General features: G+C 62.6%; 23 protein-coding genes and 1 tRNA gene. 17 read left to right on the top strand and 7 right to left on the bottom strand.

The features are described 5' to 3' along the window. Positions 1-256: 256 nt before the first annotated feature. Positions 257-1,495 (top strand): PepSY-associated TM helix domain-containing protein, encoded by a 1,239-nt coding sequence (locus QEN71_RS01810; protein ID WP_201651285.1) that lies wholly within the window; start codon positions 257-259, stop codon positions 1,493-1,495. Positions 1,496-1,565: 70 nt separating this feature from the next. Here QEN71_RS01810 and purU read toward each other — a convergent pair whose 3' ends face one another. From purU to QEN71_RS01785, 5 genes are all read right to left on the bottom strand, one after another. After that, positions 1,566-2,429 (bottom strand): formyltetrahydrofolate deformylase, encoded by an 864-nt coding sequence (purU, locus tag QEN71_RS01805; RefSeq protein WP_201651286.1) that lies wholly within the window; start codon positions 2,427-2,429, stop codon positions 1,566-1,568. 70 nt (positions 2,430-2,499) lie between these two features. After that, positions 2,500-3,348, bottom strand: a complete 849-nt coding sequence (locus QEN71_RS01800; RefSeq protein ID WP_201651287.1) for an NUDIX hydrolase — start codon at positions 3,346-3,348, stop codon at positions 2,500-2,502. Between the two features lie 41 nt (positions 3,349-3,389). Beyond that, the gene (locus QEN71_RS01795; RefSeq protein ID WP_201651288.1) at positions 3,390-4,004 is read right to left on the bottom strand and encodes a LysE family translocator; all 615 of its coding nucleotides are present in this window, start codon (positions 4,002-4,004) and stop codon (positions 3,390-3,392) included. 25 nt (positions 4,005-4,029) lie between these two features. Next, entirely contained in the window at positions 4,030-4,596 is a 567-nt protein-coding gene (locus QEN71_RS01790) for an adenine phosphoribosyltransferase (protein ID WP_201651289.1), read from the bottom strand. Positions 4,597-4,720: 124 nt separating this feature from the next. After that, a complete protein-coding gene (locus QEN71_RS01785) occupies positions 4,721-6,724 on the bottom strand; it encodes a cation:proton antiporter domain-containing protein (protein WP_201651290.1) in 2,004 nt (667 codons plus the stop codon). Positions 6,725-6,872: 148 nt separating this feature from the next. On the opposite strand from QEN71_RS01785, the gene kdsD reads away from it, so the two are divergent. The 11 genes from kdsD (at position 6,873) to QEN71_RS01730 (ending at position 16,370) form a co-directional block, all read left to right on the top strand. Further along, a complete protein-coding gene (gene kdsD, locus QEN71_RS01780) occupies positions 6,873-7,856 on the top strand; it encodes an arabinose 5-phosphate isomerase KdsD (protein WP_201651291.1) in 984 nt (327 codons plus the stop codon). Then, positions 7,856-8,419 carry a KdsC family phosphatase gene (locus QEN71_RS01775; protein ID WP_201651292.1) on the top strand — a complete coding sequence of 188 codons (564 nt, stop codon included), beginning with the start codon at positions 7,856-7,858 and terminating at the stop codon, positions 8,417-8,419. The genes kdsD and QEN71_RS01775 overlap by 1 nt, the downstream gene beginning before the upstream one ends. Next, positions 8,416-9,009 carry an LPS export ABC transporter periplasmic protein LptC gene (gene lptC, locus QEN71_RS01770; RefSeq protein ID WP_201651293.1) on the top strand — a complete coding sequence of 198 codons (594 nt, stop codon included), beginning with the start codon at positions 8,416-8,418 and terminating at the stop codon, positions 9,007-9,009. Before QEN71_RS01775 ends, lptC begins: the two co-directional genes overlap by 4 nt. A 32-nt stretch (positions 9,010-9,041) precedes the next feature. Then, positions 9,042-9,719, top strand: coding sequence for a lipopolysaccharide transport periplasmic protein LptA (gene lptA, locus QEN71_RS01765; protein WP_201651294.1), 678 nt, complete (start codon positions 9,042-9,044; stop codon positions 9,717-9,719). Beyond that, complete coding sequence (lptB, locus tag QEN71_RS01760) at positions 9,716-10,498, top strand: LPS export ABC transporter ATP-binding protein (protein ID WP_201651295.1); 783 nt, start codon at positions 9,716-9,718, stop codon at positions 10,496-10,498. The genes lptA and lptB overlap by 4 nt, the downstream gene beginning before the upstream one ends. A 229-nt stretch (positions 10,499-10,727) precedes the next feature. Continuing rightward, complete coding sequence (locus QEN71_RS01755) at positions 10,728-12,245, top strand: RNA polymerase factor sigma-54 (protein ID WP_201651296.1); 1,518 nt, start codon at positions 10,728-10,730, stop codon at positions 12,243-12,245. 174 nt (positions 12,246-12,419) lie between these two features. Then, complete coding sequence (hpf, locus tag QEN71_RS01750) at positions 12,420-12,779, top strand: ribosome hibernation-promoting factor, HPF/YfiA family (protein ID WP_007579701.1); 360 nt, start codon at positions 12,420-12,422, stop codon at positions 12,777-12,779. A gap of 293 nt (positions 12,780-13,072) precedes the next feature. After that, positions 13,073-13,588 carry a PTS sugar transporter subunit IIA gene (locus QEN71_RS01745; protein WP_028365018.1) on the top strand — a complete coding sequence of 172 codons (516 nt, stop codon included), beginning with the start codon at positions 13,073-13,075 and terminating at the stop codon, positions 13,586-13,588. A 148-nt stretch (positions 13,589-13,736) separates the two neighbouring features. Next, on the top strand, positions 13,737-14,705 hold the full coding sequence (gene hprK / locus QEN71_RS01740; RefSeq protein ID WP_028365019.1) for an HPr(Ser) kinase/phosphatase: 969 nt from the start codon (positions 13,737-13,739) through the stop codon (positions 14,703-14,705). Between the two features lie 77 nt (positions 14,706-14,782). After that, positions 14,783-15,676, top strand: coding sequence for an RNase adapter RapZ (gene rapZ, locus QEN71_RS01735; RefSeq protein WP_201651297.1), 894 nt, complete (start codon positions 14,783-14,785; stop codon positions 15,674-15,676). 58 nt (positions 15,677-15,734) lie between these two features. Next, positions 15,735-16,370, top strand: coding sequence for an LON peptidase substrate-binding domain-containing protein (locus tag QEN71_RS01730; RefSeq protein ID WP_201651298.1), 636 nt, complete (start codon positions 15,735-15,737; stop codon positions 16,368-16,370). Positions 16,371-16,379: 9 nt separating this feature from the next. Here QEN71_RS01730 and mutY read toward each other — a convergent pair whose 3' ends face one another. Together mutY and mutM are read right to left on the bottom strand one after the other, a co-directional pair. Then, positions 16,380-17,477 carry an A/G-specific adenine glycosylase gene (mutY, locus tag QEN71_RS01725; protein ID WP_201651299.1) on the bottom strand — a complete coding sequence of 366 codons (1,098 nt, stop codon included), beginning with the start codon at positions 17,475-17,477 and terminating at the stop codon, positions 16,380-16,382. Positions 17,478-17,484: 7 nt separating this feature from the next. Beyond that, entirely contained in the window at positions 17,485-18,315 is an 831-nt protein-coding gene (mutM, locus tag QEN71_RS01720; RefSeq protein WP_201651300.1) for a bifunctional DNA-formamidopyrimidine glycosylase/DNA-(apurinic or apyrimidinic site) lyase, read from the bottom strand. 87 nt (positions 18,316-18,402) lie between these two features. Here mutM and QEN71_RS01715 point away from each other — a divergent pair, with 87 nt between their 5' ends. From QEN71_RS01715 to QEN71_RS01695, 5 genes are all read left to right on the top strand, one after another. Continuing rightward, positions 18,403-20,244 (top strand): tetratricopeptide repeat protein, encoded by a 1,842-nt coding sequence (locus QEN71_RS01715; protein ID WP_201651301.1) that lies wholly within the window; start codon positions 18,403-18,405, stop codon positions 20,242-20,244. Next, positions 20,244-20,876, top strand: a complete 633-nt coding sequence (gene lolB, locus QEN71_RS01710) for a lipoprotein insertase outer membrane protein LolB (protein WP_201651302.1) — start codon at positions 20,244-20,246, stop codon at positions 20,874-20,876. Before QEN71_RS01715 ends, lolB begins: the two co-directional genes overlap by 1 nt. A gap of 25 nt (positions 20,877-20,901) precedes the next feature. Beyond that, entirely contained in the window at positions 20,902-21,783 is an 882-nt protein-coding gene (ispE, locus tag QEN71_RS01705; protein ID WP_201651303.1) for a 4-(cytidine 5'-diphospho)-2-C-methyl-D-erythritol kinase, read from the top strand. A 51-nt stretch (positions 21,784-21,834) separates the two neighbouring features. Next, positions 21,835-21,911, top strand: a tRNA-Gln gene (locus QEN71_RS01700). A gap of 47 nt (positions 21,912-21,958) precedes the next feature. Continuing rightward, positions 21,959-22,915 (top strand): ribose-phosphate pyrophosphokinase, encoded by a 957-nt coding sequence (locus tag QEN71_RS01695; protein WP_201651446.1) that lies wholly within the window; start codon positions 21,959-21,961, stop codon positions 22,913-22,915. The last annotated feature ends 150 nt before the right edge of the window (positions 22,916-23,065 follow it).

Below are 23,065 nucleotides of genomic sequence, written 5' to 3'. Positions count from 1 at the left end.
GAATCATTCCCATTTACCCGAGGGCGAATGATGCCGGAACTGTTGGTGTTCTGTAAATGTTTACACGCGACATTTTGTCGCAGACGCATAAGAAGGCATGGCACACAGCACGCCGGATTCAGCGCGTGCTTACGAAACACTTGCGACATCGGCGCGTACCCCATAAGATGCGAATCATTCTTATTCAGAGGCAGTGCGTCGTCATGTCCGCCATTTTTCCGCCGATCACGGCCGCCGTTTCCGGCGGGAGCCACGCATGAGGCCCGTGCTCGTGCGGCTGCATCGCTGGTTCGGGATCGGGACGGCGCTGTTTCTGTTCGTCGCGGGGCTGACGGGCGCGTTGATCGCGTGGGATCACGAACTCGACGCGATGCTCAATCCGACGTTCTTCTACGCGCGCGGCGACGCGCAGCCGCTGCCGTCGCTGGAACTCGCACGCCGTGTCGAAGCCAACGATCCGCGCTTGCAGGTCACCTATCTGCCGCTTTCCGTCGAACCGGGACACGCGCTGCAGATGATGGTGCTGCCGCGCGTCGATCCGAAGACGAACCAGCCGTATCCGCTCGACTTCAACCAGATCGCCGTCGATCCCGCGACGGGCGCGATCCAGAGCCGCCGCGAATGGGGCGCGCTGTCCGTCGCGCGTCTCAATCTGATGCCGTTCATCTACAAGCTGCACTACACGCTGTTCCTGCCGTTCACGGGCGGCATCGACATCGGCACGTGGCTGATGGGCATCGTCGGGATGGTGTGGATTTTCGATAGCGTGATCGCGCTCGTGCTGTCGTTTCCGAGCATGAAAGCATGGAAGAAGTCGTTCGCGTTTCGCGTGCGGCGCGGCGGCTACGCGCTCACATTCGATCTGCACCGTTCGGGCGGCGTGTGGATCTGGGGCCTGTTGCTGATGATGGCGGTGACGTCGGTATCGATGAATCTGTCGGCGCCCGTCGTGCAACCGATCGTCAAGTTTTTCTCGACTTTGACGCCGACGCCGTTCACCGATCCTTCCTTGCTTCCGACGGCAAAGCCGGATGAAGCGCCCATCGCGCGCGAACAGGTTCTGAAACAGGCCGAACAGGCGCGCACCGACAAACACATCGACGCCCCGCCGGGCGCGATTTACTACGCGCCGATGTTCCACGTCTATGGCATCGGCTATTTCAACGCCGGCGACGATCACGGCGACGGCGGTCTCGGCAACGCGTGGACGTACTGGAACGCGCAGAACGGCCAGCCGCTCGGCGCGCAGATTCCCGGCAAGGGCACGGCGGGCGATCTGTTCATGCAGGCGCAATTCCCGCTGCATTCGGGGCGCATTCTCGGGCTCGGCGGACGGATTCTGATCAGCTGTGTCGGCGTGATGGTCGCCGTGCTGAGCGCAACGGGCCTGTTGATCTGGCTGAAGAAGATGAACGCGCGCCGCCAGGCATCGAGCGCACGCAAGTCATCGGCGCGCGTGGTTCAGGCGCAGACGGAAAGCGCGGCCTCGCGATAACGCTTCACCAATAAAAAACCGGCGCTGCCGTTCAAGACACGCGCCGGTTTCTAACGAAACAAAAAACGAATCAGCGGAACACGACTGTCTTGCTGCCGTTCAGCACGATACGGTGTTCGACGTGCCACTTCACCGCGCGCGCCAGCGTCACGCATTCGACGTCGCGGCCGATCGCCGTCAATTGATCCGGCGTCATGCTGTGGTCGACACGCTCCACTTCCTGCTCGATGATCGGACCTTCGTCGAGATCCGTCGTCACGTAATGCGCGGTCGCGCCAATCAGCTTCACGCCGCGATCGAACGCCTGGTAATACGGCTTTGCGCCCTTGAAGCTCGGCAGGAACGAGTGATGAATGTTGATCGCGCGCCCTTGGAGCCGCGCGCACAGTTCCGGCGACAGAATCTGCATATACCGCGCGAGCACCACGAGATCCGCCTTGCTTTCGTCGATCACTTCGAGCACGCGCGCTTCCTGATGCGCCTTCGTGTCGCCCGACGTCAGCGGAAAGTGATGGAACGGAATGTCGTAGCTCGCGGCGAGCTGATAGAACTCCTTGTGATTCGAGATGATGGCGGGAATCTCGATGTTCAGCTGTCCCGTGCGATAGCGGAACAGCAGATCGTTCAGACAGTGACCGATCTTCGACACCATGATCACGACGCGCGGCTTCACGTTCGCGTCATGCAGTTCCCAGCGCATGCCGAACTGCTCGGCGAGCGTCGCGAATGACTCACGCAGCGCGTCGATACCGGGATCGCCGCCTACCTGCTGGAAGTGGACGCGCATGAAAAATTCGCCCGTGTGGCTGTCGCCGAATTGCGCGGAGTCGAGGATGTTGCTGCCGCGCTCGAACAGAAAGCCCGATACGGCGTGAACGATGCCGGGCCGGTCGGCGCACGACAGTTTGAGAATAAAGCTGTGTTCGGTCGACATGACCTCGGTGACTCCCTTCTTCAGTGCGTGTTTCTTGAACTCTTGAACGTGTTTCGCTGGTGCTGTCGCGTCAATCGAGAACGGGCGGCTCGAACAGCGCGTCGATGCCCTCGCACGCGTCCTCGTCGATCCATCGGCGACGCAGCATGCAATCGAGTGTCGCGAGACTGGCATCGACCGTCATCGCGCCCTCTTCGATCGCCTGCGCAACATCTTCGATACGCGCCAGCCGATGCTCACCGACTTCGCCGTCCTGATTGCGCGGCGCGAAGTCTTCGGGCAGCGCAAGGTCGTAGATGAAAATCTGCTCGGCCTGCGTGCCTTCGGGCAACGACTGCAACACGTGCGCGGTGCGCCCGGCGACAGCGCGCGCGGCGATCTCTTCCGGAATGCCCGCTTCTTCCCAGCACTCCTTGACGATCGTCTCGGCCAGGCTGAAACCCCAGCCGATGCCGCCCGCGACCACGTTGTCGAGCATGCCGGGATCGGTGGCCTTCGTCTCGCTGCGCCGCGCGATCCACAACTGCGGCGCGCGATCCACGTATTCTACGACGCCGTTCAGATGCACCGCGTACGTCATCGTGCCGAAAAAGCGCGACGCCGCGCGCTCGATATACGCGAGCGGAGACGCATCGAATGCATTGCGGATCGCGTAGGTTTCGTCGCGCCAGCCGGGAATGCGGCCTTCCGCTGCGAGCGCGCCGATCACCGAACCGAGCGCCGCGCTGCGCAGATTCACCGAGTCGAATTGCGGCGACAGCAGCACGCGCTGTCCGTCGATATCGAACACGTCGGGCCAGCGCGTGAGCAACGGCACATCGCTCGCGCGAATCCAGCCGACGCGCTCGCCGCCGATCACAAACGGCAGATGCAACGCTCGATCGAAACGGCGCGCGGCGATGATGCAAGGCAAAGACATGGAAACTCCAGACAGCGAGATGAACGAAGCGCGCGAACGGTTCAATCGCGCAGCGCGACGCGAATGCCGATTGCGATGAACGTCGTGCCCGCCAGCCGGTCGAGCCACACGCCCGCGCGCGGACGGCGCTTCAGCCATCCGCCGATCATGCCCGCGCACACGCCGAACAGCGAAAACACGACCACCGTTTGCAGCATGAACAGCGCGCCCAGTTCGAGCATCTGCAGCGTGACGCTTTGCACGCCATGCGGATCGACGAATTGCGGCAGGAACACGACGAAGAACAGCGTCACCTTCGGGTTCAGCATGTTGCCAATGACGCTCTGCCGGAAGATCGACTTGAGCGGCTGCGGCGGGCGTTCGTGCGCGGTCGCGAGTCCTTTGCTGGTGAGCGCCTTGATGCCGATCCAGACCAGATACGCAGCGCCCGCGAGCTTGATGACTTCGAACGCGACGGGCGACGAGCGCAGCACGGCCGCGACGCCGAGCGCGGCGAGCGTCGTGTGAAACGAAATGCCCGCTGCGAAGCCGAGCGCCGCAACGAAGCCCGCCGCGCGTCCCTGCGAAATGCCGCGTGCGAGCACCTGCAGATTGTCGGGGCCGGGCGCGAACGTGATCGCTAGCGACGTCGCGAGGAAAATCAGGAAGTTGGGCATCGCGCTCAAAGCTCGGTGAAAAAGATCAATGGCCGCCGAACGTCGTGACGGTGAAAAGCGGCAAGCCTGCGTCGCGCAGCAGCTTCGAGCCGCCCAGGTCGGGCAGATCGACGATCGCCGCGCCTTCGATCACCGTCGCGCCGAGCCGTTCGAGCAGTTTCTTGCCCGCCATCATCGTGCCGCCCGTCGCGATCAGATCGTCGACGATCACGACGCGGTCGCCCGGCTTGCACGCGTCCTCGTGAATCTCGACGGTCGCCGAGCCGTATTCGAGTTCGTACGATTCGGACACCGTCTTGTACGGCAGCTTGCCGATCTTGCGGATCGGAATGAAGCCGAGGTTCAGTTCATACGCGAGAATCGGCCCGATGATGAAACCGCGCGCGTCAAGACCGGCCACGTAGTCGAGCTTCTGGTCGATATAACGCTGCACGAACAGATCGATCAGCACGCGCAGCGTTTTCGGCTTTTGCAGAAGCGGCGTGATGTCGCGGAACTGCACGCCGGCCTGCGGCCAGTCGGGCACCGTGCGAATCTCGCTGTTGATGTATTCGGCCGGATCGAACGGCTGGTTCGCGGGCGATTTGGACATGATGACTCCAGACGGGTCTCGGTAGACCCTGATATTTCCAGTGAACTGCTTGAATGCTGCGCGCGTCCGTCGAATGTGGGGAACGGCGCGCCGCTTGAATTACGGTGAAGAACGACAGCAAGCGTCAGGCCGCCGCCGCGCCCGCCCGCCGATGTTTCGACAGACGCTCTTCCGCTTCCGCCAGCGCTTCGGGCAGGCCGCGCAGCACGACGATGTCGCTCGCGCGCAGCTTGGTCGACGGATCGGGTTCGACGCCGCGAATGCCATGCCGGCGAATCGCCGTCACCTCGACGCCAAGATCGAACAGCCCGAGTTCTTCGAGCGTGCGCCCGACGGCATCGGCCTTTTCGTCGACGGGCACCGATTGTAGCCGCACCTGCTCGTGACCGTCGTCGTCTTCCACGTCGTCGGCGCCGTGGAAGTAGCCGCGCAACAGACTATAGCGCTCGTCGCGCAGTTCCTCGACACGCCGCACGACGCGGCGCATCGGCACGCCCATCACGACGAGCGTATGCGACGCGAGCATCAGACTGCCTTCCACGATTTCCGGAATCACTTCCGTCGCGCCCGCTGCGAGCAGCTTTTCGAGGTCGCTGTCGTCGACGGTGCGCACGATCACGGGCAGCGTCGGTTCCAGTTCGTGGATGTTATGTAGCACGCGCAGCGCCGACGGCGTGTTCGCGTACGTGATCGCGACGGTCGCCGCGCGGTGAATACCCGCCGCGAGCAGCGACTCGCGCCGCCCGGCGTCGCCGAACACGACCGATTCGCCCGCCGCCGCAGCCGCCGCCACGCGATCGGGATCGAGGTCGAGCGCGACGTACGACAGCCCTTCGTGCTCCAGCATGCGCGCGAGGTTCTGTCCTGCGCGGCCATAGCCGCAGATGATCACGTGGCCGCTCTGCTTGAGGCTTTGCGTCGCGATGCGCGTCATCTGCAAGGACTGCATCATCCATTCGGTCGACGACAGCCGCAGCACGATGCGGTCCGCGTTCTGGATCATGAACGGCGCGGCGAGCATCGACAGCAGCATCGCGGCGAGAATCGCCTGCAGCAGCGTCGCGTCGACGAGGTGTTTGTCGAGAATCAGATTCAGCAGCACGAAGCCGAACTCGCCCGCCTGCGCAAGCCCGATACCCGTGCGCATCGCCACGCCCGGCGTCGCGCCGAACAGCCGCGCGAGGCCCGTGATCATCACCGCTTTCAGCAGCACCGGGCCGATCAGGAACGCGAGCACGATCAGCGGATGCTCCCAGATCACGCGCGGATTGAGCAGCATGCCCGTCGTCACGAAGAAGAGGCCGAGCAGCACGTCGCGAAACGGCTTGATGTCCTCTTCCACCTGATGGCGGTATGGCGTTTCGGCGATCAGCATGCCCGCGATGAACGCGCCGAGCGCGAGCGACAGGCCGAATTTATCGGTGATGAACGCGGCGCCCAGCGTGACGAGCAGCAGATTCAGGATGAACAGTTCCTGCGAACGACGCCGCGCGACGACGTTGAACCAGCGTGTCATGAACTTCTGTCCGACGATCAGCAGCAGCGACAGCGCGATCACGATCTTGATCGACGCGATGCCGAGCGACTTCATCAGATCGTCCGAACTGCCGCCGAGCGCCGCGATGACGATCAGCAGCGGCACCACGGCCAGATCCTGGAACAGCAGCACGCCGAAGATATTCCGACCATGCTCGCTTTCGATTTCGAGCCGCTCCGCGAGCATCTTGCTGACGATGGCCGTCGACGACATCGCGAGCGCGCCGCCCAGCGCGACGCTCGCCTGCCACGAGATGTGCACCCAGCGCTCGAACACGAACCCGAGCGACACCGCGACGGCAATCGTGCCGAGCACCTGCAGCAAGCCCATGCCGAACACGAGGCGCCGCATCGCGCGCAGCTTCGCGAGCGAAAACTCCAGGCCGATCGAGAACATCAGGAACACGACGCCGAATTCGGCGAGATTCTGCGCGCCGACCGAGTCCGGCACGATGCCGAACGCGTGCGGCCCGACCACGATGCCGACGGACAGATAGCCGAGCATCGGCGGCAGGTTCAGATAGCGGAACACGACGACGCCCACCACTGAAGCCAGCAGCAGGAACAGCGTCATTTCGAGCGGCGAAATCATCGGCAAAAGCGCATCCGGGTGAGCGTCCTGGTTCGTCGGCGAAGCTACGCGCAAACGCCCGCGCAGCAAGGTTTAGGGGCCCGTGAAGGCAATGTCCGGAAAGGTCGTTTCCGGCGCGGCGAACATGCGCCTTTGCTATACTCCCCGGATGATAGCGAAAATCAATGGCGACCGGGCACTTGCGCTCGCTCGCGACGTGCTCGACATCGAAGCGGACGCCGTGCGCTCCCTTCGCGACCATCTCGACGACGCATTCGTCGAAGCAATCGATTTCATTCTTGGCTGCCGTGGGCGCGTAGTCGTTTCCGGCATTGGCAAATCCGGCCATATCGCGCGCAAGCTCGCAGCGACGCTCGCGAGCACGGGCACGCCCGCGTTTTTCGTGCATCCCGCCGAAGCGAGCCACGGCGATCTCGGCATGGTGACGGCCGACGACGTCTTCATCGGCATGTCGAATTCCGGCGAATCGGAAGAACTCGTCGCGATTCTGCCGCTGGTGAAGCGCCTCGGCGCGAAGATGATCGCGATGACGGGTCGCCCCGGTTCGAGTCTCGCAAAAATCGCCGACGTGCATCTGTACTGCGGCGTCGAAAAAGAAGCGTGTCCGCATAATCTCGCGCCAACGGCCAGCACCACGGCCGCACTCGCGCTCGGCGATGCGCTCGCGGTCGCCGTGCTCGAAGCGCGCGGCTTCGGCGCCGACGACTTTGCCCGCTCGCATCCGGGCGGCGCGCTCGGCCGACGCCTGCTCACCTACGTGCGCGACGTGATGCGCACGGGCGACCAGATTCCCAAGGTGCTGTCCGAAGCGACCGTGCGCGACGCGCTGTTCCAGCTGACGGCGAAGCGCATGGGCATGACGGCTATCGTCGATGAAAACGAGCGGGTGAAGGGCATCTTCACCGACGGCGACCTGCGCCGCGTGCTCGAACGCGACGGCGATTTCCGCGCGCTGTCGATCGACTCCGTGATGACGCACGGTCCGCGTACCATCGGTCCCGACCGGCTCGCCGTCGAAGCCGTGGAACTGATGGAGCGCCACCGGATCAATCAGATGCTCGTCGTCGACGAAGCGGGCAAGCTGATCGGCGCGCTCAACATGCATGATCTGTTTTCGAAGAAGGTGATCTGATGGCCCCTGCCGCCCTGACCGCCGCCGAACGCGCGAGCCGCGTGAAGCTGATGATTTTCGACGTCGATGGCGTGCTCACCGACGGCGGCCTGCTGTTTACCGATCAGGGCGACACGATGAAGGCGTTCAACTCGATGGACGGCCACGGCGCGAAGCTGCTGCGCGAAGCCGGCATCGACACGGCGATCATCACGGGCCGTCAGTCGGGCATCGTCGCGAAACGCGCGGAAAATCTGCGCATCACGCACGTCTATCAGGGCGTCGAACACAAGCTCGCGGCATTTGAGCAACTGCTGAACGAAACGGGCCTCACGCCCGAAGAATGCGGCTATATGGGCGATGACTGGGTCGATCTCGCCGTCATGCTGAAAGTCGGCTTCGCGGCGGCGCCGGCGAACTCGCATCCCGAAGTGATCGCGCGTGCGCATTGGGTCAGCGAAGCGCGCGGCGGCCACGGTGCGGTGCGCGAAGTGTGCGACGCGCTGCTGCGCGCGCAGGGCCACTACGACGAACTGCTCGCAGCCGCATGCCGCGGCGAGACGCAGCGAGGCCTGGTCGGATGAACAGATTTCGCTGGACGTCGCTGATTCCGCTCGTCGCGATGGCGGCGCTCGCCGGCATCACGTACTGGCTGCTGCAGGCGACCCGACCGCATCAGGACGAAGGCCTCATCAAGCCGAAGCAGCACACGCCCGACTATTTCGCCGATAACTTCTCGGTGTCCGAGCTCGACCAGTCGGGCTCGACGCAATATCGCCTGACGGCTGCGACCCTCGTTCATTACGAGGACGACGAAGTGAGCGACCTGACCAAACCGGCCATCCGCGCGTTCCAGCCCGGCAAGCCCGTCGTCACGGCAACGGGCGACACGGGCACGGTGAACGGCGACGCGTCGATCGTCGATCTGTACGGCAATGCGCGCATCGTGCGCGACGCGGGCGCCGGCGACCCGAGAATGCAGGCTGATTCGACGCATTTCCGCGTGCTCGTGAACGACGATGTGATCGAGACGGAAAAGCCGGTTAAACTTCAGCGCGGCTTGTCGATCATGACGGCCAGCGGCATGAACTACAACAATGTCACCCGGGTGATGCAGCTCTTCGGCAACGTGCGCGGCGCCATCGCCCCGGCCGACTCCGGCGGCTCCCAGTAGCAACCCGGGTAAATCCATTCCAGCGTGACTGCATGAACGAATCGTTCCCCCGTTTTGAGTCCGGCCGCATGCGTGCGCTTCGTGCAAGCCGCGCCGGACTTGCGGCACTTTTGATCGCCTTGCCGTTTGCCGGCTTTGCGCCGCTTGCGCACGCCGAGCGTGCCGACAAGGACAAACCGCTCAATATCGAAGCGGACAACATGACTTACGACGACCTCAAGCAGGTCAATATCTTCACGGGCCACGTGGTCGCGACCAAAGGCACGATCCTGATCCGTGCGGATCGCGTCGAAGTGACGCAGGATCCGCAGGGCTATCAGTATGCAACGGGCACGTCGACGGGCAAGAACCTCGCGTACTTCCGTCAGAAACGTGACGGCGTCGACGAATATATCGACGGTGATGCTGAACGCATCGACTACGACGGCAAGCAGGATCTCACCACGCTGACGACGCGCGCGACCGTGCGCCGTCTGCAAGGCACGAACACGATCATGGACGAAGTGCACGGCAGCGTGATCACGTACGACGGCCAGAACGACTTCTACACGGCGAAGGCCGGCAAGGACGTCGCCAGCCCGGGCAATCCGAGCGGCCGCGTGCGCGCGATGCTGTCGCCGCGCAACGGCGGCGCGCAGCCGCTCAGCGGCCCGTCGGCGACCCTGCAGCCCGCCAACCAATTCCCGGCACAAGGAACCACCAAGCCGTGAGCGCCCCCGCCCTTCCCAAACGAAAGCCGGCCGGCACCAGCAGTTCGCTCGTCGTTCGCAATCTGAAGAAGCGTTATGGCTCGCGCACGGTCGTCAAGGACGTGTCGCTCGACGTGAAAAGCGGCGAAGTGGTCGGCCTGCTCGGCCCGAACGGCGCGGGCAAGACCACGTCGTTCTACATGATCGTCGGTCTCGTGCCGCTCGATGCCGGCGAGATCGATCTCGACGGCAAGTCGATCAGTCTTCTGCCCATCCACAAGCGCGCGTCGCTCGGCCTGTCGTATCTGCCGCAGGAAGCGTCCGTGTTCCGCAAGCTTTCCGTCGAGGAAAACATCCGCGCGGTGCTGGAGCTGCAAGTCGGCGAAGACGGCAAGCGTCTGTCGAAAGACGCGATCGCGTCGCGCACGGAAGCTTTGCTCGACGAACTGCAGATTTCGCATCTGCGCGAAAACCCGGCGCTTTCGCTGTCGGGCGGCGAACGACGCCGCGTGGAAATTGCGCGTGCGCTTGCGACGAATCCTAGCTTCATCCTACTCGACGAGCCGTTCGCGGGCGTCGATCCGATCGCCGTGCTGGAAATTCAGAAGATCGTGAAGTTTCTGAAGCAGCGCAACATCGGCGTGCTGATCACGGACCACAACGTGCGGGAAACGCTCGGTATCTGCGATCACGCATACATCATCAGCGACGGCAGCGTGCTCGCAGCGGGCGCGCCCGGCGACATCATTGAAAATGAGAGCGTGCGCCGCGTCTATCTGGGCGAACACTTCCGCATGTAAGCGCGCACGCGGCGCGTGAGCGCCGCGTGGAGCCGCGACCTCCGGCCCTCGTTCCGGGCCGTTTCAAAAGCAGGGTTCAGTAATTTTGACGGGCTACGCTGGCGCGTGATCGCTCGCGTTATGCGCGTGGTACGACCGTCCGCGCCAAAATCTGATGCACACGCGTTTTTGCGGGTGTCGCAAGGTATCGCGGTCGTGGCAAACTCTCTACAATGAATCACACATTGCCATGAAAGCCAGCCTCCAACTCCGCCTGTCGCAGCATCTTGCGCTGACACCACAACTGCAACAGTCCATCCGGCTGCTGCAGCTGTCTACGCTTGAACTGCAACAGGAAGTCTCGATGGCGATCGCCCAGAATCCGCTGCTCGAAGCGGAGGACGACTGGATCGCGAGTCCGTTGCGCGTTGCCGCCGACGGCACCGTCATCGCGCAAACGGCGCAGAATGCCGCGCCGGAGGAAATGTCGAGCGCACCGCCGTCGTCTTCGTCCACGTCTTCCAGTGAAAGCTCGGATGGCGGAGAGCCGCAGGGCGTTGACGAATACAACGGCATGAGTTCGGATGCAAACGGCGATTCGAGCCAATGGAATCTGGACGACTACGGCCGTTCGGGCAACGCATCGGACGACGACGATCTGCCGCCGCTGCAAATCCACGAATCGACCACGACGCTGCGCGATCACCTGACTGCTCAACTTCGCGTGACGCAGGCCAGTCCGCGCGACCGCGCGCTCGTCACGTTCCTGATCGAATCGCTCGATGACGACGGCTATCTGACGGCCACCTTCGACGAAATACTCGCCGACCTGCCCGAAGAACTCGAAGTCGATACCGACGAACTGAACGCGGCACTCGCGTTGCTGCACAGCTTCGACCCTGCTGGCGTCGGTGCGCGTTCGGCGTCCGAATGCCTGCGTTTGCAGCTGTGCCGGCTCGACGGGTCGCCAACCCGCACGCTCGCACTCGACATCGTTGCTCACCATCTGGAGCTGCTCGCCGCGCGTGATTTCACGCGTCTGCGCAAGTACCTGAAGGCCAGCGATGACGATCTGCGCGATGCACATGCACTGATCCGCTCGCTCGAACCGTTCCCTGGTGCAGCCTATGGCAAGGCCGAAGCAGACTACGTCGTGCCCGACATCATGGTGCGCAAAACGGCACAGGGCTGGCAGGCCGAACTGAACCCGGAAGTCGTGCCCAAGCTGCGGATCAACCATCTGTACGCGAATATCCTGCGTAACAATCGTGGCGATCCGGGCAGTGGTTCGCTGCGCCAGCAACTGCAGGAAGCACGCTGGTTGATCAAGAACATCCAGCAACGTTTCGAGACGATCCTGCGTGTCGCGCAGGCAATTGTCGAGCGTCAAAAGAACTTTTTCGCCCACGGCGAAATTGCCATGCGCCCCTTGGTTTTGCGGGAAATAGCTGATACGCTGGGTTTACACGAGTCGACGGTATCGCGTGTGACAACCGGCAAGTACATGCTCACCCCATTCGGGACGCTTGAATTTAAGTACTTCTTCGGATCGCACGTATCCACCGACACCGGGGGCGCGGCCTCTTCCACGGCCATTCGCGCGCTCATCAAGCAACTGATAGGAGCAGAAGACACCAAATCTCCTCTTTCAGACAGCCGCATTGCCGAACTGCTGGCAGAACAGGGTTTCGTCGTGGCGCGCCGTACAGTTGCGAAATACCGCGAAGCACTGAAGATCCCAGCAGTCAATCTGCGCAAGTCTCTGTAGCCCGCTGCCTCCTGTGGCGGGCATTTTCCGGCCGCGCCGCTGTTTGGCGGAGCAGGCTGGCCGATGCGACCTGCCAGTAGCCTGTCAACGGGGGACGGCGTGGCAGATTGCGAGAATCGACCGGCGCTCGCGCGATTCATGCGGACCAGGCGGCCACTAGCTTGGAGAAGCACTATGAATCTGAAGATCAGTGGACACCATCTCGATGTAACGCCAGCGTTGCGAGAATATGTGATCACCAAATTAGACAGGGTGCTAAGACATTTCGATCAGGTGATCGATGGCAGTGTGGTCCTCTCGGTCGACAACCACAAGGAAAAGGAAAAGAGACAAAAGGTTGAAATCAACCTGCATCTGAAGGGCAAGGATATTTTCGTCGAAAGCTGCGATGGCGACCTGTACGCCGCGATCGACCTGATGATCGACAAGCTCGACCGCCAGGTCATTCGTCACAAGGATCGTCTGCAGGGCCATCAGCACGACGCGATCAAGTATCAACCGCTAGCGGCGCAACCGGAAGTGCCGCCGCAATAAGCCGGTTAGAGGCTTTTCCTTAACCCCGCAAAACCGCCCGACATCGGGCGGTTTTTTGTTTGAGAGCGTATTGCAGTGTCCTGTGTGCGTGTTTGCGGTGATTCAACGAGTGAGAGGCAGCCCGAATTTTTCACTCATGGCGCGGCGCACCATAGGTTGCAACCCTGTTCTATAATAAATCGGTTACCTTCGGGGTCTTTGTCCAGCCCGAGTCCTGCACAAAGGGATCATTGCGGGTCTCAAGAGCAGGGCTCATTGCAAGTCGCTGGATTCGCCATGAGCAGCTGTCCGGCATGGAACGCTTTTCAAACGCCACAGCGAGGAGAATCCAGGCGACCTTTGCGCCTGTCAACATGAATCGTTTAGCCAAATATCTTCCCCTCGAAAACGTCGTCGTCGGTCTAGCGGTCACCAGCAAGAAGCGCGTATTCGAGCAAGCGGGCCTGATCTTCGAAAACCAGAACGGCATCGCCCGCAGCACGGTGACTGACAATCTGTTCGCGCGCGAGCGTCTCGGTTCGACGGGGCTCGGCGAAGGCGTCGCGATCCCGCATGGTCGTATCAAGGGCCTCAAGCAACCGCTCGCTGCCTTCGTGCGGCTCGCCGATCCGATCCCCTTCGAATCGCCGGACGGCCAGCCCGTTTCGCTGCTCATCTTCCTGCTGGTCCCGGAACAGGCGACGCAGCAGCACCTTGAAATCCTGTCGGAGATCGCCCAACTGTTGTCGGATCGCGAAGCGCGCGAACGGCTGCACACAGAAGAGGACCGCGAGGCGTTGCATCGCCTGCTGACTCAGTGGCAACCTTGACGTATTCGCGGGCGCATCAGGGCCGAAACCGGCAGATACACGGCGCGTCGGCGCCGCGCTCGATTCGAGGTTACGGCCTATCGACGTTACACGGCAGCACGAGAGCAGCACCCTAGCGGCACATACGAGGTCAGGGAGTCAGGGATTCATGGATACGTCCAGCATCAACGCCCAAAGCATTTTCGACGACAACGCCGCCGCGCTGAAACTCAGCTGGCTGACGGGGCATGAGGGCTGGGAACGAGGCTTCTCGGCGGAAACGGTTGCGACTGCAACGTCCAGCGCCGACCTCGTCGGCCACCTCAACCTGATCCACCCGAACCGGATCCAGGTGCTCGGCGATGCCGAAACCAACTACTACCAGCGTCAATCCGACGAAGACCGCTCGCGCCACATGGCCGAGCTGATCGCGCTCGAACCGCCGTTCCTCGTGGTCGCGGGCGGCGTCGCTGCGCCGCCGGAACTGGTCCTGCGCTGCACGCGCTCGTCGACGCCGCTCTTCACCACACCGATGTCGCCTGCTGCCGTGATCGACAGCCTGCGTCTCTACATGTCGCGCATCCTTGCGCCGCGTGCAACGCTGCACGGCGTATTTCTCGACATCCTCGGCATGGGCGTGCTGCTCACGGGCGACTCGGGCCTCGGCAAGAGCGAACTCGGCCTCGAACTGATTTCGCGCGGCCACGGTCTCGTCGCCGACGACGCCGTCGACTTCGTGCGCCTCGGCCCCGATTTCGTCGAAGGGCGCTGCCCGCCGCTGCTGCAGAATCTGCTCGAAGTGCGCGGCCTCGGCCTGCTCGACATCAAAACGATTTTCGGTGAAACGGCCGTGCGCCGGAAAATGAAGCTGAAGCTGATCGTGCAGCTGGTGCGCCGCCCGGACGGCGAGTTCCAGCGGCTGCCGCTGGAAAGCCAGACGGTCGACGTACTCGGTCTTCCCATCAGCAAGGTCACGATTCAGGTGGCGGCGGGCCGAAACCTCGCCGTGCTGGTCGAAGCGGCCGTGCGCAACACGATCCTGCAGCTGCGCGGCATCGATACCTTGCGCGACTTCATGGACCGTCAGCGCCTCGCGATGCAGGATCCCGACAGCCAGTTTCCCGGCAAGCTGATCTGACGCGATACGCGCGAAGCCGCGGCGGCACAGCGGGTGGCACCGGATGCTATGATGAACCCAACGGATTCCACGACTCCATGCGCATTATCCTGATCACCGGCATCTCCGGCTCCGGCAAGTCTGTTGCATTGAACGCGTTAGAAGACGCGGGCTATTACTGCGTCGACAATCTGCCGCCGCGCTTCCTGCCCGAACTCGCCACCTACCTCGCAGGCGACGGTCTGGAACGGCTCGCAGTGGCGATCGACGCGCGCTCGGGCGCCTCGCTCGACGACATGCCGCAAATGATCCGCGATCTCTCCGGCAAGCACGACGTGCGCGTGCTGTTCCTGAACGCGAGCACGCAGGCCCTGATCCAGCGCTTTTCCGAAACACGCCGCCGCCATCCGCTGTCGGGCACGCCCGCACACGACGCCGATGTAGGCGTGCTGACGTCGCTTGCCGAAGCTATTGAGCGCGAGCGTGAGCTCGTCGCGAGCCTCGCCGAATTCGGCCACCAGATCGATACGAGTAACCTGCGGGCAAACGTTTTGCGCATGTGGGTCAAGCGTTTCATCGAACAGGAGCATACGGGCCTCGCGCTGATGTTCGAGTCGTTCGGCTTCAAGCGCGGCGTGCCGCTCGACGCCGACTTCGTGTTCGACGTGCGCATGCTGCCCAATCCTTATTACGACCGCGAGCTGCGGCCGCTGACGGGGCTCGACAAGCCCGTCATCGATTTCCTCGATGCACTGCCCGTCGTCCAGCAGATGATCGGCGACATCGAGTCGTTCCTGCAGAAATGGCTGCCGCGTTTCCGCGACGACAACCGCAGTTATCTCACCGTTGCAATCGGTTGTACGGGCGGACAGCACCGCTCGGTATTCATCGCCGAAACGCTGGCCGCGCGTTTCGCGAGCGAAGGGAACGTGATAGTGCGGCATCGCGATGCGCCGATCGACGTCGACGACTCATCGAAACTGGTCGCCTGAGGCTTCCGATGGTGGCTTGACCGGCCGCTCGGGGCGGCCCTAACCGAAGCGTTGCGCCATGTCCTCTACACCGTCCGTGCTTGCCGATGTGCCGCTGTTTCCATTGCACACCGTCCTCTTTCCCGATGGACTGCTGCCGCTGAAAATCTTCGAGGCCCGCTATCTCGACATGGCGCGCGATTGCCTGCGCGACAAGACGACGTTCGGCGTGTGTCTGCTGAAGAGCGGCGCAGAAGTCGCCCAGCCCAATGAACCTTCCGTGCCCGAAAGCGTGGGTTGTCTCGCGCAGATCGACATATGCGATGTCGACGAATTCGGCATGCTGCTGATCCGTGCGCGCGGCACCGAGCGGTTCCGGCTGCTTTCGCATCGTGTCGAATCGAGCGGCCTGCTGGTCGGCATGGCCGAACTGGTCGGCAGCGACGTGCCGCTCGAAGGCACGCAGCTGATGGAGAAATTCGGCGCGTGTGCGGAGGTGCTCGAACGCATCATCGCGACGATCCGCGAACGCGATCCGGAAAGCCTGCCATTCGTCGAACCGTTCAGACTCGACGATCCGACGTGGGTGTCGAACCGTCTGTCCGAAGTGCTGCCCATCGCACTGAAAGCGCGGCAAAAACTGATGGAACTGCAGGATGCCGGCGCGCGCATCGACGTCGTGCATCACTACATGCAGCAGCATCAACTGCTGTAGGCGCAGCGCTCAGATCAGCGAACCCTGCAGACCTTCGAGCACCTTGCGCACGGGCGCAGGCACGCCGTACGCGTCGAGTTCGTTCAGCGACATCCACACCGTGTCGGCATCGCGCGCACTCACGGCCTTCGACGCGCGATCGAACTCCGCGATGCGCGGTTCGATATCGAGCCTGAAGTGCGTGAACACATGCGTGAGCGGCGCGAGCGGCGATACGGCTGCACGCGCGCCGAAGTCTCGCGCGAGTTGTGCGAGCGCATCTTCGTCGGCCGCTTCGGGCAGACTCCACAAGCCGCCCCAGATGCCCGACGGCGGGCGCTTTTCGAGCATCACCGAATCGCCGTCGCGCAACAGCAGCATCCACGTACGGCGCGTCGGCACTGTTTTTTTCGGGCGCGCGGCGGGCAACTCGCGCTGACGTCCCGTGACGTTCGCCACGCAATCGACGGCAAACGGACAGCGCACGCAATCCGGCTTGCCGCGCGCGCACAGCGTCGCGCCGAAGTCCATCAAGCCCTGCGTGTAGGCGCTGATGTCGTCGTCGGTCGCGTCGACGGGCAGCAGCGACTCCGCCAGCAGCCACATGCCGTTCTCGACTTTCTTCTCGCCCGGAAAGCCTTCCACGCCGAACACGCGTGCAAGCACGCGCTTCACATTGCCGTCGAGAATCGTCGCGCGCGCGCCGAATGCGAACGACGCGATCGCCGCAGCCGTCGAACGTCCGATGCCCGGCAACTCCGCGAGCGCTTCCACCGATTCGGGAAACCGTCCGCCATGCTGCTCGACGACGACCTGCGCGCAGCGATGCAGATTGCGGGCGCGCGTGTAATAGCCGAGGCCGGCCCACAAGGTCATCACGTCGTCGGCGGGCGCAGCCGCGAGCGCGGCGACGTCCGGAAAACGCGCGAGAAAACGTGCGTAGTACGGAATCACCGTCGATACCTGCGTCTGCTGCAACATGATTTCGGACAGCCAGATACGGTAGGGATCGCGCGTGTTCTGCCACGGCAGGTCGTGACGGCCGTGTTCGCGCTGCCATGCGATCAGGCGCACAGAGAAATCGGCGAGCTTCGGTATCGTGGGAGAAATGCTGGAAGAAGCGGACATGAACGGCTCAGCGCTGACAGGTCGGACAGTAGTAAGTGGAGCGTTGGCCTTGCACGATCTGTTTGATCGGCGTGCCGCAGACGCGGCATGGCAGACCCGCGCGATCATAGACGAAATAGTCGAGCTGGAAGTACCCGCTTTCACCGTTACTGCCGACAAAGTCGCGCAACGTGCTGCCGCCCTTTTCGATCGCCGCGGCGAGCGTCACGCGCACGGCGTCTGCAAGCAGATCGTAACGGACGAGCGAGATGCGGCCAGCGGGCGTAGTCGGCCGGATGCCGGCGCGAAACAGGCTTTCAGAGGCGTAAATGTTGCCCACGCCGACGACCATATCGCCGGCAAGCAACGCCTGCTTCACCGACACCTTCCGTCCGCGCGTCTTCCGATGCAGCAGCGCGCCGGAAAACGACGGCGCGAACGGCTCGACGCCGAGATCGGCGAGCAGTGGATGATCGAGAACGTCGCCTGCCGAGCGCGGGTGCCATAGCACAGCGCCGAAGCGCCTCGGGTCGCGAAAGCGCAGAATAAAGTCGTCGAAGATCCAGTCGACGTGATCGTGCTTCGCCGCAGCCGGCGGATGCGGCACGTTACGCAGCACCCTGAGCGTCCCTGTCATGCCGAGATGCACGATGAACCAGCCCTCGTCGATCTCGAACAGGAGATATTTGCCGCGCCGTTCCACTTTGTGGACCAGCCGGCCGTGCAGCAGGCGCGCAAAGCCGGGCGGAATCGGCCAGCGCAATGCGGGCGTGCGCACATCGACGCGCTCGACGCGGCGCCCCGCGACATAAGGTTCGATTCCGCGTCGGGTAACCTCAACTTCTGGCAACTCTGGCATGTCTAACTGGTCTGCAACTTGCGTCCGTGGTTATGCGCTTATTGTAGCGAGCGCGTTACAATCGACCGAAACATTGAACGGATCTGTATGAACCTGTCCATCGTTAAGCAGTTTTTGAAGCGCCGGGCCGGTGCGAACAGCGTGCCGCACGCCGTTTCCGCACGCCGGCTGCTGGGCGCGGCCGCTCTGGCTGTCTGGGCGCTCGCCGCCTTGCCCGCGCATGCGCAGGATCCGTCGCCCGATACGGATGACAACTCTGTCTCCGTGCAAGACGCCTTCGGCCCCGATTCCGCCGAAGAAAAAACCAGCCTGCCCAGCGTTCCGCTGACGAGCCAGATCGTTTTCCAGGTGCTCGCGGCGGAAGTCGCTCTGCAACGCAATCAGCCGGCGCCAGCGTATCAGACCTATCTCTCGCTCGCTCGCGACACGCACGATCCGCGCATGGCGCAGCGCGCGACGGAAATCGCGCTCGCCGCGCAGAGCCCATCGGATGCGCTGGCGGCCGCGCAGCTCTGGCAACAATATGCACCGCAATCGGAACGCGCCGCACAGCTCGACGCATCGCTGCTCGTGCTGTCGGGCAAGCCCGACGACGCCAAGCCGATGCTCGCAAAAGAACTCGCGAAGATTCCGCCGGAAAACCGCGGCAACGGCATTCTCGCGCTTCAACTGCTGATCTCGCGCGGACCGAATCGCGTGGGCGGGCTGCACGTGCTGCAGGATCTGATCGCGAACGACATGAACCGCCCGGAAGCGCAGTTCGCGCTCGCGCGTCAACAGCTGATCGCCGACGATGCGCCAGGCGCGCGCAAATCGCTCGAACAGGCGCTCAAGTTGAAGCCCGACTATCTGCCCGCAGCGTTGATGCTGTCGCAGATGGGCCCGGAAGAGCGCAAGGAAGGCATCGCATCGCTCGAAAAATACGTCCAGGCGAATCCGAAGTCGCATGAAGCGCGGCTCGCGCTCGCGCAGATGTATCTCGCCAGCGATCGCCTCGACGACGCGCAGAAGCAGTTCGAGTTCATGCAGAAGGACAACCCGAACGATCTGACGCCGCTGATGGCGCTTGCGCTCATCAAGATCCAGCAAAAGAATCTGCCTGAAGCGCAGAACTATCTGCAGCAATATGCGCAGCGGGCCGAGAAAACGCCGGGCGCGGATGCGGGCCAGGCGTACATCTATCTCGCGCAGCTGTCGCTCGAACAGAAGGACACGGCGGGCGCGAGCCGCTGGCTCGACAAGATTCCGCCGACCAGCACGCAGTACATTCCGGCGCAGATCACGCGCGCGCAACTGCTTCAGCGGGAAGGCAAAGTGGATGACGCGCGCAAGCTGCTTGCGGGCATTCACGCGCAGGATCCGCATGAGCAGGCGCTGATCGCGCGCACCGACGCGGCGATCCTGTTCGACGCGAAGCGCTATCAGGAAGCGGAGACGCGTCTCGCGCAGGCCACGAGCGACTTCCCGGACGACCCCGATCTCACGTACGACTACGCGATGGCCGCCGAAAAGAACAGCCATTACGACGTGATGGAAACGCAGTTGCGCAAGCTGATGCGCACGCAACCGGATAACGCGCAGGCATACAACGCGCTCGGCTATTCGCTTGCCGATCGCGGGCAGCGTCTGCAGGAAGCGGACAAGCTGGTCGAGAAGGCGCTGGCGCTGTCGCCGAACGACGCGTTCATCATGGACAGCGTCGGCTGGGTGAAGTACCGGCTCGGCGATACGTCGGATGCGATCCGCGTGCTCCGCAAAGCCTACGATCTGCAGCCGAACGCCGAAATCGGCGCGCACCTCGGCGAAGTGCTATGGAAGAGCGGCGACCAGGATCAGGCGCGCGCAGCATGGCGCGATGCCCGCAAGCTCGAACCCGACAACGATACGCTCGTCAAAACGCTCAAACGTTTTCAGGTGAACGATCTCTGATGCACTTTTCTTTTCCCGTGTCCTCCTCTCCGGCGCCGCGTCGCGCGGCGCTGGGTCTCGCAGCCGCAGCCATCGTCGCGTTGTCGGGCTGTGCTTCCGTCAAGCCGCAAGGTCCGTCCACGTCGAATGCAGCAACGGCCGTTACTGCGCAGACGAGCCGCGCGTATCACGGCCGCTTCGCCGTTCAGTACGTCGACCAGAATGGACAGCAGCGCAATGCGTACGGCAACTTCGACTGGCAGGAACGCGGCGATACCGTGACGCTGCAATTGCGCAATCCGCTTGGACAGACAATGGCGATCGTCACATCGTCGCCCGCGGCCGCGACGCTCGAACTGCCGAACCGCCAACCGCTGACCGCCGATAACGTCTCGACGCTGATGCAGAACGCGCTCGGGTTTGCGCTGCCCGTCGAAGGGCTGCGCTACTGGCTGCAGCCGTCGGTTGCGCCGACATCGAAGGCGAAGACCGAGAAAGATCCGCAACAGGACACGCGTCTGAAGGAAATTCAGCAGGACGGCTGGACGATCGACTACCTCGCCTATGCCGATGCGCCCGCAACCGGCGTGAAGCGCGTCAATCTCGCGCGCACCGAACCACCGCTCGACATCAAGCTCGTGCTCGACCAGTAACCGCACGCGCGCATTGCAAAGACTCATGATCGAAACGAACGACTCGCTGCGCGACTGCCTCGCTCCAGCGAAGCTGAATCTCTTCCTGCACATCACCGGCCGTCTGCCGAATGGCTATCACGCGTTGCAGACGGTGTTCCAGTTGCTCGACTGGGGCGACACGCTGCACTTCACGCGCCGCGATGACGGCGCGATCACGCGTGGCACCGATATCGCCGACGTCCCCGCCGACACCGACCTCACCGTGCGCGCCGCGAAGCTGCTCAGGGAACATACGGGCACGAGCCAGGGCGTGAACATCGAGATCGACAAGCGTCTGCCGATGGGCGCGGGTCTTGGCGGCGGCAGCTCCGATGCAGCGACGACACTGCTCGCGTTGAACCGCCTCTGGAAACTGAATCTGCCGCGCGCGGAATTGCAGACGCTCGCAGTGAAACTGGGCGCCGATGTGCCGTTCTTCGTGTTCGGAAAAAATGCCTTCGCAGAGGGTATCGGAGAAGAACTCGAGCAGGTACAATTGCCGCCGCGCCACTTCCTGGTGGTGACACCGAAGGTTCACGTTCCAACGTCGGCAATTTTCTCCGAAAAAGAGTTGACAAGAGATACGAAAGCCCTCACAATAGCAGACTTTCTTGCACAGCATAGTTGCAGCGCAGAATGGCCAGATAGCTTCGGTCAGAATGATATGCAACAGGTTGTCGCTAGAAAATACGCGGAAGTTGCGCAGGTGCTGAGATGGTTTGATAACATCGCGCCGGCGCGGATGACAGGATCAGGCGCAAGCGTTTTTGCAGCGTTCCGTAGTAAAGATGAAGCAGTTGCGGCGCAAGCCAAACTGCCAGTCGAATGGAACGGTGCAGTAGCGGCAAGTCTGGATACGCATCCACTCTTTGCTTTCGCGGCATAAGTTTCGCGGCACTGAATGGCCTACACATTCAGTGAAGCTCAAAGTTAGTGTAGGGGAGTCGCCAAGTTGGTCAAGGCACCGGATTTTGATTCCGGCATGCGAGGGTTCGAGTCCTTCCTCCCCTGCCATAAATTCTCGCAGTTCCTCGCCTCCCACAGCCTGAAGCAGGTGCATGATGAGCAGCCATGACGGCCTGATGGTTTTTACTGGCAACGCAAATCCCGCGCTTGCACAGGAAGTCGTCAAAATCCTCGGTATTCCCCTCGGCAAAGCAATGGTCTCCCGGTTCTCGGATGGCGAGATCCAGGTCGAGATTCAGGAAAACGTGCGTGGCAAGGACGTCTTCGTCCTTCAGTCCACCTGCGCGCCGACCAACGACAATCTGATGGAACTGATGATCATGGTCGATGCGCTCAAGCGCGCATCCGCAGGCCGGATCACCGCAGCCATCCCCTACTTCGGCTATGCCCGTCAGGACCGCCGCCCGCGTTCGGCGCGCGTGGCGATCTCGGCGAAGGTCGTGGCGAACATGCTGGAAATCGCTGGCGTCGAGCGGATCATCACGATGGATCTGCACGCTGACCAGATTCAAGGTTTCTTCGACATCCCCGTCGACAACATCTATGCAACGCCCGTGCTGCTCGGCGATCTGCGCAAGCAGAATCACGAGAACCTGCTGGTCGTGTCGCCGGACGTCGGCGGCGTGGTCCGCGCCCGTGCACTGGCAAAGCAGTTGAACTGCGATCTGGCCATCATCGACAAGCGTCGTCCGAAGGCGAATATCGCTGAAGTGATGAACATAATCGGTGAAGTCGACGGTCGCACCTGCGTGATCATGGACGACATGGTCGACACGGCGGGCACGCTCTGCAAGGCAGCGCAAGTGCTGAAGGAACGCGGCGCGACGAAGGTGTTCGCGTATGCGACGCACCCGGTGCTGTCGGGTGGCGCCGGTCCGCGTATCGCTGCATCGGCGCTCGACGAACTCGTCGTCACCGATACGATTCCCCTCAGCGAAGAAGCCCGTCAATGCGCGAAGATTCGCTCGCTGACTAGTGCAGGTCTGCTGGCCGAAACGTTCTCGCGTATCCGTCGCGGCGACTCGGTGATGTCGCTGTTCGCGGAAAGCTAAAGTATTCGCAAAAGCGCCGCATGATGAATGCGGCGCTTTTGCATTCGGCATGAACGGACGAAGGTTCATGTCGTTTTGTCAGGGGTCTTCCGCTCATCTTGGGCAAGCAAGACCCCGTTTTACTGCCTGGTCGCGGGCAGATAATGGAGA

This window comes from Paraburkholderia sabiae (assembly GCF_030412785.1).
Classification (GTDB): Bacteria; Pseudomonadota; Gammaproteobacteria; order Burkholderiales; family Burkholderiaceae; genus Paraburkholderia; species Paraburkholderia sabiae.
This window is presented reverse-complemented; position numbering and strand designations above follow the sequence as displayed.